The sequence below is a fragment of the Psychrobacter sp. G genome (assembly GCF_000418305.1).
GTDB classification, from domain to species: Bacteria; Pseudomonadota; Gammaproteobacteria; order Pseudomonadales; family Moraxellaceae; genus Psychrobacter; species Psychrobacter cryohalolentis.
Genome location: NC_021661.1, coordinates 776,266 through 792,660, shown reverse-complemented (window position 1 = coordinate 792,660; position 16,395 = coordinate 776,266). Strand labels below are relative to the sequence as shown.

General features: G+C 42.2%; 13 protein-coding genes and 1 other RNA gene. 5 read left to right on the top strand and 9 right to left on the bottom strand.

From position 1 onward, the window contains the following. The first annotated feature begins 102 nt into the window (after positions 1-102). A complete protein-coding gene (locus PSYCG_RS13700; RefSeq protein ID WP_020442942.1) occupies positions 103-1,842 on the top strand; it encodes a sigma-54-dependent transcriptional regulator in 1,740 nt (579 codons plus the stop codon). 28 nt (positions 1,843-1,870) lie between these two features. On the opposite strand, the gene PSYCG_RS03415 is transcribed toward PSYCG_RS13700, so the two are convergent. Both PSYCG_RS03415 and gpmI read right to left on the bottom strand, forming a co-directional pair. Next, the gene (locus tag PSYCG_RS03415) at positions 1,871-3,433 is read right to left on the bottom strand and encodes a S41 family peptidase (protein ID WP_020442941.1); all 1,563 of its coding nucleotides are present in this window, start codon (positions 3,431-3,433) and stop codon (positions 1,871-1,873) included. Positions 3,434-3,699: 266 nt separating this feature from the next. Then, on the bottom strand, positions 3,700-5,358 hold the full coding sequence (gpmI, locus tag PSYCG_RS03410) for a 2,3-bisphosphoglycerate-independent phosphoglycerate mutase (RefSeq protein ID WP_020442940.1): 1,659 nt from the start codon (positions 5,356-5,358) through the stop codon (positions 3,700-3,702). 237 nt (positions 5,359-5,595) lie between these two features. On the opposite strand from gpmI, the gene ssrS reads away from it, so the two are divergent. Beyond that, positions 5,596-5,791: non-coding RNA, 6S RNA (ssrS, locus tag PSYCG_RS13185), on the top strand. Between the two features lie 121 nt (positions 5,792-5,912). Here ssrS and PSYCG_RS03405 read toward each other — a convergent pair. Then, positions 5,913-6,542 (bottom strand): FxsA family protein, encoded by a 630-nt coding sequence (locus PSYCG_RS03405; protein WP_020442939.1) that lies wholly within the window; start codon positions 6,540-6,542, stop codon positions 5,913-5,915. A 153-nt stretch (positions 6,543-6,695) separates the two neighbouring features. Between PSYCG_RS03405 and ruvC the strand changes: the two genes are divergently transcribed. After that, positions 6,696-7,280 carry a crossover junction endodeoxyribonuclease RuvC gene (gene ruvC / locus PSYCG_RS03400; protein WP_011513021.1) on the top strand — a complete coding sequence of 195 codons (585 nt, stop codon included), beginning with the start codon at positions 6,696-6,698 and terminating at the stop codon, positions 7,278-7,280. Between the two features lie 108 nt (positions 7,281-7,388). Here the strand turns inward: ruvC and PSYCG_RS03395 are convergent, their stop codons facing one another. The 5 genes from PSYCG_RS03395 to PSYCG_RS03375 form a co-directional block, all read right to left on the bottom strand. Beyond that, a complete protein-coding gene (locus PSYCG_RS03395) occupies positions 7,389-8,276 on the bottom strand; it encodes an META domain-containing protein (RefSeq protein ID WP_020442938.1) in 888 nt (295 codons plus the stop codon). A 339-nt stretch (positions 8,277-8,615) separates the two neighbouring features. After that, complete coding sequence (locus PSYCG_RS03390) at positions 8,616-9,278, bottom strand: glutathione S-transferase family protein (protein ID WP_011513018.1); 663 nt, start codon at positions 9,276-9,278, stop codon at positions 8,616-8,618. A 288-nt stretch (positions 9,279-9,566) separates the two neighbouring features. After that, positions 9,567-10,205, bottom strand: coding sequence for a peroxiredoxin (locus PSYCG_RS03385; protein WP_011513017.1), 639 nt, complete (start codon positions 10,203-10,205; stop codon positions 9,567-9,569). Positions 10,206-10,468: 263 nt separating this feature from the next. Continuing rightward, the gene (locus tag PSYCG_RS03380; protein WP_020442937.1) at positions 10,469-11,224 is read right to left on the bottom strand and encodes a phospholipase D family protein; all 756 of its coding nucleotides are present in this window, start codon (positions 11,222-11,224) and stop codon (positions 10,469-10,471) included. Positions 11,225-11,366: 142 nt separating this feature from the next. Continuing rightward, on the bottom strand, positions 11,367-13,106 hold the full coding sequence (locus PSYCG_RS03375; RefSeq protein ID WP_020442936.1) for a glutamine--tRNA ligase/YqeY domain fusion protein: 1,740 nt from the start codon (positions 13,104-13,106) through the stop codon (positions 11,367-11,369). Between the two features lie 372 nt (positions 13,107-13,478). On the opposite strand from PSYCG_RS03375, the gene PSYCG_RS03370 reads away from it, so the two are divergent. After that, on the top strand, positions 13,479-13,994 hold the full coding sequence (locus tag PSYCG_RS03370) for a peptidylprolyl isomerase (protein ID WP_020442935.1): 516 nt from the start codon (positions 13,479-13,481) through the stop codon (positions 13,992-13,994). Between the two features lie 87 nt (positions 13,995-14,081). Beyond that, complete coding sequence (locus PSYCG_RS03365) at positions 14,082-14,930, top strand: UDP-2,3-diacylglucosamine diphosphatase (protein WP_020442934.1); 849 nt, start codon at positions 14,082-14,084, stop codon at positions 14,928-14,930. A 145-nt stretch (positions 14,931-15,075) separates the two neighbouring features. On the opposite strand, the gene PSYCG_RS03360 is transcribed toward PSYCG_RS03365, so the two are convergent. Continuing rightward, positions 15,076-16,377, bottom strand: coding sequence for a lytic murein transglycosylase (locus PSYCG_RS03360; protein ID WP_011513012.1), 1,302 nt, complete (start codon positions 16,375-16,377; stop codon positions 15,076-15,078). Positions 16,378-16,395 lie beyond the last annotated feature (18 nt).

Genomic DNA, 16,395 nt, shown 5'->3' with positions numbered 1-16,395 from the left:
TCATTAAAAAATACCTGTAACCAATGCAGTTATTAAGACTGATAAACCCTTAGAGCGTTATTTTATATACTTTTGTAGCACTTGAAAACAATGAGATGATGTATGACAACCACCGCGCTAGTCGTTGATGACGAAGTAGATTTATGCCGTTTGATGCAAATCACCCTGACCAAAATGGGTATCAAAAGTGATGTTGCCTATACATTGTCGCAAGCGAAATCGTACTGGCAAGACAATGACTATGATTTTTGTCTAACCGATTTAAAACTCCCTGATGGTTCGGGATTAGAGTTGGTCAAACATATCAGTGCCAGCTCCAGTAAGCCCATTGCGGTGATTACAGCGCATGGTAGTATGGATTTAGCGATTGAAGCACTAAAGCTTGGGGCTTTTGATTTCGTCAATAAACCGCTTGAGCTACCCCGCTTACGGCAATTGGTTGAAAACGCGCTAAAGGTAATACAACAAGATTTGACTGCCAAGTCCACGCCGCAACGCTCACCTGAACAGCAGATGCTTGATGAGCGCCTGATTGGTGATTCGGCGGTAATGCATCCTTTAAAAAACACGATTTTAAAATTGGCTCGCTCACAAGCGCCGGTATTTTTGTCAGGGGCGTCAGGTACAGGTAAAGAAGTCGTTGCGCGGCTCATTCATGACTTAAGCCCGCGGCGTGACGGCAGTTTTGTGCCAGTCAACTGCGGGGCAATACCTTCAGAGCTGATGGAATCAGAGTTTTTTGGTCATAAAAAAGGCAGCTTTACAGGTGCCGTTGCGGACAAGCAAGGGCTGTTTCAGCAAGCCAATGGCGGTACTTTGTTTTTAGATGAGGTAGCTGACCTACCTTTGGCTATGCAAGTGAAGTTGCTACGGGCTATTCAGGAAAAAACCGTACGCGCGATTGGTGATACCAAAGAAGTACCTGTCGATATTCGTATCTTGTCAGCCACGCATAAAGATTTAAACCAGTTGGTACAGACAGGGTTGTTCCGTCAGGATTTATATTACCGCATTAACGTGATTGAGCTTAAATTACCAACATTGAATGCACGGCGCGATGATATACCGGTATTAGCCACGCATTTTTTAGCGCTGATTGCTGAAGAGTGGCAGTTGGAGTCGAAGCCTTTATTAACTGCAGAGGCTTGCCTGCGTTTACAGCAGCATGATTTTGCGGGTAACGTTCGTGAGCTGCGTAATGTACTTGAACGTGCCGTTACTTTGGCTGAAACCTCAACTATTGATGTAAGCCATCTCGGCTTATCTGACTTAGATGTCCATCAACAGGCTCATATGCCTCAAAAAATCAATGAATATAACGCATCTGATTCAATAGAAAATATAGATAAAGACGATAGAGAACCATCATCTATCAAAAGCGTCTCGACGCAGCAAGCAACGGCTAATCTGCACCCTTATCGTACGATGACTCATCACTATGCTGCAGTGAAGCAATCTTCGATATCCGGTACGATATCCGACTCATCGTCTTCCGCAATAGGAATAGAGCAGCAATCAGTGACAGCAATGGCGGAGCGCGCTGAATCAGTAAACAAGAACGCAAATAGTGATAAGACCGATTCTGTAGCCAATCTCGACAGTAGTATTGATGGCAATATTGATATATTAAACAGTATAGCGATAAAAAACAGCGTCAGTGGTCAGCTACCAGCACAAGGGTTAGAGCACTATCTCCAAGAGCAAGAAAGACAACTTATTATCACTGCACTTAAGCAAACTGGCTGGAATAAAACCCAAGCCGCTGAACTATTAGGGACAACTTTTCGATCCTTACGCTATCGTATGACCAAACTTGAGATTGCAGAAGATCAAGCTGAATAATACGATTTGCTTTAAAATTGTGACTAGATTAGAGCTTTACCTTAGATGTTGGTTTTTCAATAACATTCTTTATAGCTGTATTGTTTTTGATGATACTATTTTTAGGATCTGGCTTTTTCTCAGAGCGTACAAATCGAATACCTGAAGTAAGTGCTTTCTTTCGTAATAAATCAAGCGCTTGCTGCTCCCACGTGCTTTCACTGCCCGATAGAGCAATATCAGGCTCTACCCCAATACCATCTATCTTTTTACCTGAAGCAGTCATATAGTTGGCAACCGTAAGCTTGACCGCTTGCTCATCGTTAAGCGGTATCACCGATTGTACAGAGCCTTTGCCGTAACTGACCTCACCTAAGACAGTGCCACGCTTTTGCGCTTGCAAGCTACTGGTCAACACTTCTGCCGCTGACGCCGAATAGCGATTTTGCAATACCACTACCGGTAACGCCTCAAGCAATGCTGCACCTCTAGTCGACAATGTACGGGAATCTGCTTGGCGACTCTTTATCTGTACCACATCCGTATCTGTCATAAATAGGCTAGCAACGCTCACAGCGGATGCCAATACGCCACCTGGATTATCACGTAAATCTAGTAGTATTCCTGTGACAGGCTTATCCAAATCGATCAAACTTTGTAGCAGTTTTTCACGGCTATTATTTTGAAATGCTGGTAACCTCACAATGGCCATACCATCTACAAAACGAGTTTCGATAATTTGAGGATGGCTATTATTACGTTGTAAAGTGGTGACATGTTTACGGCGTCCTGCCTTGGACGTCACCACATCTACTTGGGTACCGGCAATGCCTGTCAAAAGCTGCTCGATATCGTTACTTTCTTCATCTTCGCCAAGCTTAAACTCATCGACTTGGTGTAGATAATCGCCAACTGCGATACCCTTTTTATCGGCAGGTGAATCATCAAGCACCTCAGTGATGACCCAATAGCCCAAGGCTGATTGATACTCAACTTTGATGCCAATATCCCCGACATCGCCTTCCGTAAAAGCACGCAGATTCTCATAAGCTTCGGCGTCCAAAAATTCCGCATGGCTATCAAGCTTGGTTAACATACCGCTCATAGCATTATTAAACAGTTCTTCATCATTAACCGTATCGACATATTCACGACGCACCAAATCAATCAAAGCCACAAAGGTCTTCAACGTTTCAGGAGAAATAGCATTTAATGACACTTGAGCGACTTCAGCAGGAATGTCGGTATTAATAATAGGCGATTCATTGTTAAGCACAGTTTCATCCGCCACACTATCAATTAAATCGTCAGCTTGATCAGCAGATTCAAGCATATCAGCAATATCTGATAAATCATCTGCGCCGTTATCTAATGGTACATTATCAGCATTTAAACTGATGAGTTGTAAGCTTGCCGTACGACTCGCGTTGCGCCCTGCAGCAGTATCTTTGACAGCCGCTTGCGCTGGTATAGCAATCATACTTAAGCCCAGAAAACCCATGATAAGCGTCGGCTTTAAGACGTTAGTGTAGCTAGATATCGTACTCATTGACTGCTCGAGTCTTTTAGAGGTCAATGGAAATGTACGACTGATAGGATTGTTAAAATGCATAAAAATCACCTGAAAATTTGTCCAAAGTTAAGCCATCATTATTATAGGATTGTTATATGGTTATTATTGAATAATAGCCCATAAGATAGCATCAAGCACCCTTATAAGAATAGGAGAGTATTGCAAGTAACTTAGGTGAAATGTTAGACAAAATGTAGCAACAAAAAAGGGAGAGCTGATCAATAGCTCTCCCTTTTAATATCAATTTACTTTGAAAGTAATGTAACGCTACTACTATAAATTTCTAGCGCCTTACTATAATTGGATTATCCAGCAGCCACCAACAAACTTTCGCCTGTCATCTCTTTCGGCGCTTCGATATCCATTAAGGCCAGAATAGTAGGTGCAACATCACTAAGCTTACCGCCGCCACGGACTTGTACTTTTTTCTCACCGACATAAATCAGTGGCACGTGTTCAGTAGTATGCTGAGTATGGACTTGACCGCTTTCATAGTCTTGCATCTGCTCACAGTTGCCATGATCTGCTGTAATCAGCATATCGCCGCCTGCCGCACGTACTGCTTCTGCCACGCGCCCAACGCAGATATCTAACGCTTCTACTGCTTGCACCGCAGCATCAAAGATACCAGTATGACCGACCATATCACCATTGGCATAATTGACAACTAGCACGTCATATTTACCAGATTCTATCGCTTCCACCAATCTATCAGTCACTTCAGGCGCGCTCATCTCAGGCTGCAAGTCATAAGTAGCAACATCCGGCGATGGCACTAAGATGCGTGTCTCACCTTTATATTCATCTTCACGCCCACCACTAAAGAAGAATGTCACATGCGCGTATTTTTCAGTTTCAGCAATACGTAACTGGGTCTTGCCCTTATCTTGCAAATACTCGCCAAGTGTATTGGTCAATGAGGTTGGATAATAAGCGATGCTGGTTTTAGGATTATCTGCTAACACATCAGAATACTTGGTCAACATCACAAATGCAGCAAGTTTTGGCTGCTTATTGCGGGCAAATCCTGAAAACTCATGGTCCGGTAATACGAAAGCTTGTGCAAGCTCACGAGCACGGTCAGCACGGAAATTCATAAAAATAAGGGCATCATTGTCATCAACGGTATAAGGCACTTCGTCACGTCCAATCACGACCGTTGGATTAATGAATTCGTCGGTTTCGCGTGCTTTGTACGCAGCTTGCACTGCCCCATCAGCACGAGTTGCTAAACGATCCGCTTTACCTTCAGTAATCAGCTCATAAGCTTTTTGCACGCGATCCCAGCGATTGTCACGATCCATCGCATAGTAACGCCCGATAATACTGGCAATCTGTACACGACCACTCTCATAATGGGCATTCAGCTTTGCGATATGATCACGAAGACGATTGATATATTTATCAGCAGACTTAGGCGGCGTGTCACGTCCATCTAAAAAGCAATGCACAAAGACGTTTTTGGCACCATGTACCAATGCGGAATGACACATTGCTTCAATATGGTCTTGATGAGAATGGACGCCACCATCTGACAGCAAGCCCATAATATGAACATTGCCGCCCAATGTATTGGCGGCTTTTACTGCATCGACCAAGGCTTCATTTTTATAAAAATCACGACTGGCAACTTCACTTGAGATACGAGTTGAATCTTGATAAAGCACGCGCCCAGCGCCCAAATTCATATGCCCAACTTCTGAATTACCAAACTGACCATCTGGCAAACCAACATCTTCTCCTGACGCTGATATCAATCCATGCGGATATTGCTCATAAATATTATCTAAATTTGGCATATTAGCGGCAGCAATGGCATTGTCTTTATCGTCTTCACGATGCCCAAACCCATCTAATATCATTAATACACGCGGCACTTTCTTATTATTATCACTATACTGCTGCTTGCTTAATTGTGCCTGATTATCGTCGATAGATTCTGATTGTTGCTGGGTATTGGTCATGGATTACCGCTCCTCAAGTGAATGAACGCCTATAATGCTGTATTAGGATGTCTAAAGTTGTCTATATTAGCACACATCTTGAAATAGCTGAAAAGTGAGCTTCTAAGTCAACAATTGATTACTATATAAATAGATTAGGATTTAATAATGATGTAATGGTAATCATGCTAATTATCAAACTCACGTAGCAATCTGTAAATCGTACTTGCAATCACTCAAACCATTGGTTAAGATAATTATATTCTGAAGTGTTGGCTAGCAGATGTTTATTCCCTGAGCCGATAATGCTTTACCAGGATGTGGTACCTATTGCTTCATTGTGTATGCCTGCACCGCTTGCGGTGTATCAGGAAACCTGCCGAGGCAGTGACGCATCCGCCCTGAACTTCACGGTTCATGGGTCACCATCTTGCGGCGGCACTTCGGTTGTTATATTCGGTTAGTAGTTTTTTTATTTATAAGTACTATATTTATAAAGAATGAATTACAGCTACTAAAAAGCCCCTTTTGTCATTGACGAAAGGGGCTTTTTCTATGCTTGTCTATTAATTCAACTATTCGTCATTAGCAGATTTAGTGATTTTTTTCACATCTTTAGGAATGGTTTTTGCTGTCCCATCAATCGTTGTATGCTGCTTAAACACATCACCAAACGGGTTTTGCTGTTGACCAAACGGGTTCTGATTATTCATACCACCTGCGCCGCCAAACGGGTTTTGACCACCCATGCCGCCAGCACCACCGAACGGATTTTGTCCGCCGCCCATTTGTCCACCCATCTGCTTGGCCATCATCTCCATCATTTTTTGTTGATTGTTCATGACGTAATTATTGGCGAAGTCTTTGAGCTTTTTCTGCACGGGTGGCAAGATAACCAGTAACGCCAATAAGTCACTAAGCACACCAGGAATGAGTAGCAAAATACCAGCCGCTGCCATAGCCACACTTTTGATCATGGTTGACTCTTGCGGACGCATCGACGGATTCATCATACCGCCTGCTTTCATCTGCTGGGCCATTGGGTTGAGAGCTGCCATGCCTTTGCGCAGGAGCGAAATACCGATGACGGCGGCGATAATAAACCAAATAAACACCAACCAGCCACTCGTAAATTGAGCAAGCAAATACCAAAGCAGCATCTCGATAATAAACCATACGATGGCAATACCAACTATCTGACCCATAAAGTGTCGTCCTATAAAATAAAAACCAATAAATTGAGCGCCATGCAAATTAAAATGGCTAACATGTGATGTATATGGGGATTGATTGCTATACTATCAAACTTACGGCTAATTTTTAAGCCATAAAACAAAATGTAAGTAAGACGGAACACTATGGCAATTATTATTGGGATTGATCCAGGTTCACGCATGACCGGCTATGGCATCCTTCAACAAACGGGCGATAAGCTCACCTATATTGATTCAGGCACCATTCGTACAGATACTAAAGAGATGCCTGAACGCCTAAAACGCATTTTTAATGGCTTGACGCGTATTACTCAGCATCATCTAAAATATGCAGATGAGCCTATTTATACGGCAATTGAACAAGTATTTATGGCAGAAAACCCTGATTCAGCGCTTAAGCTTGGGCAAGCACGTGGCGCAGCCATTGCAGCGATGGTAGCCCTGGATTTGGAAGTTTCAGAATATACGGCACGCCAAATCAAACAAGCCGTTTGCGGCTATGGTGCAGCAGCAAAAGAGCAAGTACAAGAAATGGTGTGCCGGATACTGACTCTGGATTTTGTACCACAACAAGATGCGGCAGACGGTCTTGCCTGCGCCATCTGTCATGCGCACTCAAGCCATTCAATGAACAAATTGATATTAAATAGTGCTATGCGCGGGCGCGGTGCGTCTAAGAAAAAGGGACGCTGGCGTTTAACTGAAGAAGACTTAGGTAATTTGCGTTAAAACAATTAAGCAAGCATAATAAAACACGCGTTCAAATGGCACGTGTTTTTTATTATCAATATTTAATGTCACTACTTGATGTATTCATTCGTTAATAACCAATCAGCCCTATTCTACGACTGAGCTTTCAATAACGGCGTCCAATACATAGGCATACTCTTCACCTTCTGATACCTTATCGCTGTCTAATTGATAACGTTGTAGGCGTAGCACTTCATCATGCTTACCATCATGCTCATAGCCATCAATCTCACCATTAAATGCAGACCACTTGCCTTCACTGACTTTAATACCCTGATCATTATAAGCGACTGGTTTCACTTGCAAACACATCTCTAAGCTATTATCAGAGCACACTGTTTCATTGGCATTTACGGCCCAAAATACCGTCTCACCTTTACTATTGTACTTAGCTTGTGACGTCAACCTACCTTTCCAAGTCAAAGTGACCGCATTGCTCGTCACTTGCGTTAGGACTGGGTTATCACCCTCAGTGACACTGAGCTCACTAGTACCCTGCATCAAGGTATCTAAACGATTTTCTGCCTTGTTTAGATTTTCGCATAGCATTTTGGTACTCATGCTGTCTTCTGTCGTTAACGTATGACCTTGCAACTCATAACCTGCACTCATAGTGTTACAGCCTACACCATAATTTAGGGTGTTATGACCTTGGTTTTGTTTAAACGACAGCATTACTTGGTTCTTAATATCTACAAGCGTCGTTATGACAGGTCCACCACTTTTATCATCGATATCAAGTAGTGTCCAACGATAACGCGCAAGATTTTCAATCATTTGTTCTTCAGCACTCATCTCGCTTGCCTTAGCTAACGTGGAATTAGTATTCGCTATATCAGCATCTGCAGTGCTAACATTGGTATCAGCTGACTCGAGATTTGCATCCGTTGGAACAGAAGCATCTTGGCAAGCACTTAATGCCAGACTTATCGCTAGCATACTTGGCAATAGGGCGGATTTAAAAGATAGCGTCATGAAGATCATACCTTGCAGTTATACTTCTTAATTCAACTTTTTGACCCATTTAATCTACAAAATCTGATTGTCACAATTATAAGATGCATATCAGTCAAATTATTCAAAGGGCATTTAAAAAGATGCTTATAAAAGGGTAATAATCTGACCACTATAGCGCTCATAAGTGATATGGGTGTAACGAAGTGTTTAATTTTATAGATTCATAGTAAATTTCACATATATGCTGATCCTGTTTTTAATGTTAACCATAGCAAAACAGCCCTGCGTCGTTAGGAATTATCCTCGTTACGCAAAGCTGTTGCTGCTTATCATTACATTTTAAAAAAATTTATTACTTTAATCTTCTTCATGAACAGGTTTGGCTTTTGCCATATTTTTGATGCTAAAACGCTCGTTCATCATCTGGTAAAAACGGGCAAGATTGTCGCCCTGTTCATTAGGATTGACTTGAAGGACTTTGCCAAAATCTAAACCCAAATACAGCACAATATCAGCAAAGCTCAGCTGGTCACCGACCAGATACTCATGACCCTCCAACAGGGTTTCAAAATATGCTAATGCTTTGACAGCACGCGCGATAGATGGCGCGACAAACTCTGGTACTTGCTCAACACGCTGGGCTTTTGATGGGTGGCTATGCTGAAAGGCGAGCATAAAGTTATATAGCACCTCAAATTCGGCGATACGGCGCATAGAGCATACTTGCGCACGCTGTACCACATCATTGCCCATCACCGAGCGCTCACCATAAACACGGTCGAGATATTCGCACACTGCCTGCGAGTCATTGAGTACAGTCCCATCATCTAATGTCAAAACAGGTACGGTTTGCATAGGATTTATTTTGGTAAATGCCTCTGACATTTGCTCGTTGGCAGCAAAATCGATATCAATCACATCGAGGTCATCCATATCATCAATATCGATACCTTTTGATGCTAGTAAAATAAGTGCTTTCCGTGGATTAGGTGCAGTACGGGTGACATATAATTTTTTCATAAAAACTCCTTGTAAGGTGGGCTTAAAAGCGACTTAGCGCTGCTATACTTTATTATGATTGTTGTGTCATCAAGTATCAAATGCTCCATTAACTCAAGTATTAACGATAACGATTCATCTCTAAATCATGCATACTTGATTTACTAGTTATAGCGTACTCTGTTCATCATAGCAAAGCCTTATTTAGCTGATGCTTCTGATGTTAAGCTGAATAACAGAAAGCCCCACAATTTTGCATTATGGGGCTTTTTAAATCATCTCTTCATCAAGCTCACATGCTCCAGCTTATTATTTATTAGGTGCAGGAGTGGTACGTAGATACGGCTTAATTTCTGTGTGACCTTTTGGATATTTGGCAGCGATATCTTCGTTTTTAACACTTGGCGGAATGATAACGTCATCACCATCTTTCCAATCTACTGGCGTTGCGATGTTGTATTCATCAGACAATTGCAATGCGTCAATCACGCGAAGGATCTCGTCAAAGTTACGACCACAGCTAGCAGGATAAGTCAGTGTTAGTCGAATCTTTTTGCTTGGGTCAATAATAAAGACGCTACGTACGGTATGCGTGCTGTCTGCATTTGGATGCATCATGTCATACAGCTCAGCCACTTCTTTATTAGGATCAGCAATGATTGGGAAGTTCAGTTCAGTACCTTGAGTTTCACCGATATCTTTTGCCCAGGCATGATGGTCATCGATACCGTCAACAGAGATACAAATTGGCTTCACGCCGCGCTTTTGAAATTCGCCATTTAGCGCAGCAGCACGACCAAGCTCAGTGGTACATACTGGGGTAAAATCGGCTGGATGTGAGAAGAAAACTACCCAATTATCACCCGCCCACTCATGAAAATTGATATCACCTTCAGTAGTGGTTGCATCAAAATTTGGTGCGGTATCGCCTAAACGTAAATGTGCCATGCTTGATTTCCTTATTTATGATTGTGACGAGCGCTATTATCGAATGCTATCTACGCGCGCTCTTATTATCAACGACATACTCAGCGGTTAAAATATCTACGAAGCATCTCAACAAAAAAACTGACTTTATCTTAACAAACTGGTTATGAATGTCTTGTGACGGATTGTAATGCGGTTATTCCTTTTATTACTAATACGAATGTAGCAAAATTATTCTTTGAAAACAAAGTAATGAGCTAAAAAGTAAGAAGTTAAATAGACGTTTATATCACCATCCCTGAATCCCACAGACAAAACTCACCAAACTTTCCACGCTTACTTGTACCACCTGCGGCACGCCCAGCATCTGTTAATAACAACTCACCTTCTTGCTCTTTCAGATACCCCGCTGTCAGTAATTTATCGTTTAATTCTTGGGTTTTAAAGCCCAGCTCTTTGGCAAGCTTTGCCGTCGTTAACTTAGAATAATTAGGTGTTGCTACTTCTGTAGGTTTAGGAGAATTAGTTTCAGTAGGGACTTGAGAAGCACTCTCAGAACTAAGGTTGTTATCAACACTATTACTAGGCTCAATTATTTTTTCAAGTGACATTCTGACTTCGTCACTGATACGAATAATACGCTGGGCTTCTTCATAAGTATCGGCATAGAGTTTCGCATCTTCATTACGGTAAATCAGTACGCCCATTTCATTATTATTTACTTGGCTGAATTCATAAAGGTTTAAGCTAGTAATAATGCACTCATTTTCGTTCAGGTAGCATTTTGCATGCAAATTTTTACAAAAGCTGGTGCGAATAAAAGTCAGATTTTTGAGCCAGTTTATTTCTTCAGGGTGCAAATCATTTTTACCATAAACGATACGGATATCAATTTTGAGACGATTACGATCTTCTAACAGCTCTTTGATACGCTCATTAAGCTTTAAATAGGGGCTAATAATAATCAATCTATCAGACGCATTTTTAATCAACTCTTCTAAATGATAAGTCGTGCCACTGCTGTTTAAAAATTTTGCCATTTTAATACCCTCACCATCTACGATTAAAATTTATACTTATTCACAAAAAAGCCCATCCCTAGCGTACTAGAAATGGGCAACATTGCAAACTACTATTGTTCAGTATTTTCTTACAATAAATATGAACTGCGCTAATGATAACTTAAGCAGGTTTATAACTATCACGTAAGCTGACGATTTGGTTAAAGACAGGCTTATCACTGCTATGATCTTTACTATCAGAGATAAAGTAACCTTCACGCTCAAACTGGAAGCGCGTGCCAGCGTCTGCATTGACCAATGATGGCTCAACTACAGCATTTAGCTCAGTCAATGAGTTAGGATTCAAGGCTTGATGGACGTCAGCGACGCCACTTGGGTCTTCAACACTAAATAGCTGCTCATACATGCGCACCGTGGCTGGAACGCCTTGGCTAGCCGATACCCAATGAATCACGCCTTTCACCTTGCGACCTTCAGGATTGTTGCCCAAAGTCGCCGGATCAATCGTTGCTTTAAGCTCAATCACGTTACCGCTATCATCTAAAATATGCTTCGTCACGGCCAATACATAGGTATTACGCAGACGAATTTCATTCTTCTCTGGTGATAAACGCTTATAACCTGCTGGCGGCTCAATTTCATAATCGCCTTGGTCAATATAAATGGTCTCAGTAAATGGAATTTCACGTTCACCCATATCGACATTGGGATGATTGGGCTGAGTTAACCATAAAGTCTGCGAGGCATCGTCAAAACGAGCTTGAACGGTGTCAGCCTTTTGCAAATCCCAACTGCTAACAGCATCGCTAAAGTTGGTAATGGTCACTTTTAATGGTTTGAGCACTGCCATACCACGTGCAGTCGTCGTCTCTAGTGACTGACGAATACTAAATTCTAATAAGCGAAAGTCTACAACACTGTCTACTTTAGTCACGCCAACACGCTCACAGAAATCACGTAAGCCTTCTGGTGTATACCCACGGCGACGCATGCCAGCAATCGTCGGCATACGTGGATCATCCCAACCGCTAACGATATTTTCATCAACCAACTGCTTTAATTTTCGTTTACTGGTTAATGTATGGTCAACATTTAGACGAGAGAACTCATACTGATGCGGCGGTTGCTCAAAGCCAACTTTTTCTATTGCCCAGTCATAAAATGGACGATGGTCTTCAAACTCTAACGTACATAATGAATGGGTAATGCCTTCGAGCGCATCAGATAACGGGTGAGCAAAGTCATACATCGGATAAATGCACCATTTATCCCCCGTTTGGTGATGTGCTTGATGCATAATTCGATAGATAACAGGATCACGTAGGTTCATATTAGGGCTTGCCATATCAATCTTGGCACGTAGCACTGCTTTACCTTCAGCATATTTGCCCTCTTTCATATCATCAAAGAGTTGCAAATTTTCTTCAACACTGGCATTACGATGTGGTGACGCTGTACCTGCTTCATTAAATGAGCCACGATTTTCTTTGATTTGCTCAGGCGATTGCAAATCTACATAAGCATCGCCTTGCTTGATCAGCTGAATCGCCCAAGCATGAAGTTGGTCGAAATATCCTGAGGCATGGTACGCCTCTCCTGCCCACTCAAAGCCCAACCATTTTACATCATTCTCGATGTTATCAATGAAGTCTTGCTTTTCTGCGGTTGGGTTGGTGTCATCAAAACGCAGGTTGCAGATACCGCCAAACTCCTCAGCCACACCAAAGTTTAGACAGATGGATTTAACATGACCTAAATGCAAGTAACCATTGGGCTCAGGTGGGAAACGAGTGACAATCTGTTGGTATTTTTGCGCATTAACATCATCACGAATAATATTACGAATAAAGTCGTTTTTGTGTTCGTCTTTTTGTGCATTATTGCTTGAGTGCTCACTCATCGGGCATTGCTCCTAACGCAAATGGTCAATTCATGCGACGTGCCATCACGCCTCATGGAAAATTCAAAATATTTGATAAAGTAAAACGATATCGTAAAACAAGCCTCAGCCATTAAATTTAAGCCAATTTACAAAAATTTGGGTTATAAAAACAGTGTGTTATAAACACCAAGCTATGATGACTTTTTGTCAAAATCGTTTAGAAATGGGTAAAGTTGCGTTATTCTATCAGCTTTTGCGAACGCATTAACAGCCTGATACATGACACGAGATAAAAAAGCCGTTAGACTAGCCATAACTTTTTAACCACCAACTTTTTAGCCACCACTTAACAGCGTCATTTTAGGCGCTGCAATCAAAGAGGAATATCACATGGTAGACATGCCACCAGTAGTAGAACTTGACACCAGTATGGGTGCGATCGTTATCGAGCTCAATGAAGAAAAAGCACCTAAAACGGTAGAAAACTTTTTAAACTATGTAAAATCTGGTCATTATGATGGCACGATTTTCCATCGCATCATTGATGGCTTTATGATTCAAGGCGGTGGAATGGATGCTGACATGAATGAAAAAGCCACCAACAAGCCAGTAGAAAACGAAGCAGACAACGGTCTAAAGAACGACGCTGGCACGATTGCTATGGCGCGTACTCAAGATCCACATTCAGCGACTAGCCAATTTTTTGTCAACGTAAAAGACAACGATTTTTTAAATCATTCTGGCAAAAACATGCAAGGTTGGGGTTATACCGTATTTGGTAAAGTAACAAGCGGTATGGACGTCATCGAAAAAATGCGCGGCGTCCCAACTGGTCGTTTCGGTATGCATGCTGATGTACCAAAAGAGCCAGTGGTTATCAATTCAGCCACCATCATCACTCAGTAATCATTCTTCAATAGTTATTACTTAGTAGCGATGAATCAGTGAAAGCTTATGAGTCGTTACTGTTTAAAGTTATGAGGATAAGGATAAATGCAAAGTTTCAGCCATCTAATTACCACCCGCCCTCATGAGGTGCGACAAGTATTGATTAGCGATTTGCATTTATCGCCTGAAGAGCCTGCCTTAGTGCAGGCTTTTTTGGCACTGCTTGATGATTGCCTTGCCTTGCCTGCCCTTAAACGCCTATTTATATTAGGTGACTGGTTTGAAGTCTGGCTTGGGGATGATTTTTATTTGTCTTTATCCGAAGAGGAACGACAAATACATTGGCTCACACCACTTATCATTAAGTTAAAGAAACTGCGCATAGCTGGTTGTGAGATTTTAATCATGCATGGCAACCGTGATTTTTTGTTAGGTCAGCCTTTTTGTAATATATTCGGTGGCGAGCTTATTTATGAGCCGTATACCTTAACCGTTGGACAGCAAAACTATCGCTTAGAACACGGTGATGCACTATGCGTTGATGATAAAAAGTATCAGTTTTTTCGTAAAGTAATGCGTAATCGTTTGACGCAGTGGTATTTGCTCAATAAATCATTAGAAAAACGCTTGGCTATCGCCGATAAAATGCGGCAAAAAAGTCAGCAGAATAATGCCAATAAAGCGGCGCATATCATGGATGTTAATGAAGCAGCAGTGAATAAAGCTATTTATCGCTTTGATGCCCTACTACATGGTCATACCCATCGTCCTGAAATCCACCAAAGTAATGAGGGTAAAACTCGCTATGTACTTGGTGATTGGCGATTGTTAAATAAGGACAAGCGCCAGCAAAAAGTGAGTGCCGTGATTGGTGCAATTACAGCAAGCGTAGATGAAGGTATTATGGCTGATAGTGCAGAGTTTGAATTGTTTGAATTTACCATTACTATTTAAATACCTAAACATCAAAACTGCTGCTGTTATCCTTATACAATGAAAAACTCCGTTATAAAACGGAGTTTTTTTATTTATTAACATCGTTATTTTTAAACAACCTTTGAAAACAACCATTATCCAAAAATAGTGATTTCAACCTATCTCACCACCCCGCCAACGAAGACGCGCTACGCTGAGTAATAAAACCATCTGGCGTTTGACCATTGGCTGCTTGCCAGCGCTGGAACGCATTGCGAGTATTGGTACCTACGATACCATCAGAGCCTTTTGTATCGTAGCCTGAGCTTGTCAAACGCTGTTGTAAATTGCGTACTTGCGACGTCGATAACGGGCGCTCATAACGTGGCCATGACTTTTGTAAACCGCCTTGTCCAATCAGCGCTTTACCCAGTAAGCTAACACCGAGGGCATAGCTTGATGAATTGTTATATACTTTTATGACATCAAAATTTGGACTGAGTAGCAGTACCGGACCGTCTTTACCCGCTGGCAGCCACAACTCCATTTGAGTGTTACCATCCAAGGACACATCGGCTATGGTATCGACGCCCATTGACGCCCATCTAGCAGCAGGCTGCTTGGTACCAACCAGTGTGTAATCAAATGATGACGGAATGGTTGCTTCATAAAATGGTGCCAAACCACGTACCCAACCTGAATTGCTCAGATAATTAGCAGTAGACGCCAAGGCGTCGCCCGTCGACCATGGATTGCGATGTCCATTACCATCACCGTCAACCCCATGCTTAAGCCAGGTATCAGGGATAAACTGCGTCTGCCCCATACCGCCTGCCCAAGAGCCGTCGAGCTGTGACCAAGACACATCGCCGCGCTGCAATAGTGTCGCTAGTGATAATAGCTGAGTTTCGGCAAATTCTTGACGGCGCCCATCATAAGCAAGGCTGGCTAGCGAGCTTGGAATACTACTATTACCCGTTACTACGCCGTATGACGACTCCATGCCCCAAATCGCTGCAATGATTTCTGCATTGACGCCATACTGCGACTGTAACTGCGATAAATACGTGCGTTGCTCAGCGAACTTACGCTTACCAGTACTGACGCGACCATCTGATACCGCAGAATCGACATATTCCCATGGCATTTTTGAAAACTCTGGCTGTCCTGAATCAAGCGAGATGACTTGTTGATTTAAGTAAGCAGAATCGAGCAGACGACGAACCGTAGCAGCATCATGACCTGATGAAATGGCACGCATAGAAAAATCAGACTTCCAATCAGAAAAACTATTGTAGCTTGGCTTTGCGGGTGTTGGTTTAATGACCGGTGCTGGAGTCGGCTTCACTTGAATGGTTTGAGTCTGGGTAATTTGCACATTACCTTGACGAACTGGCTTATTAGGTTGCTGCATCGCCTGCTGACTGGTACAGCCGACCATGACTAGAGCGGGGAAAAAGGCAAGGTAGTGTTTATTTAATCGCATAAGAGGTCTCAAGTATCC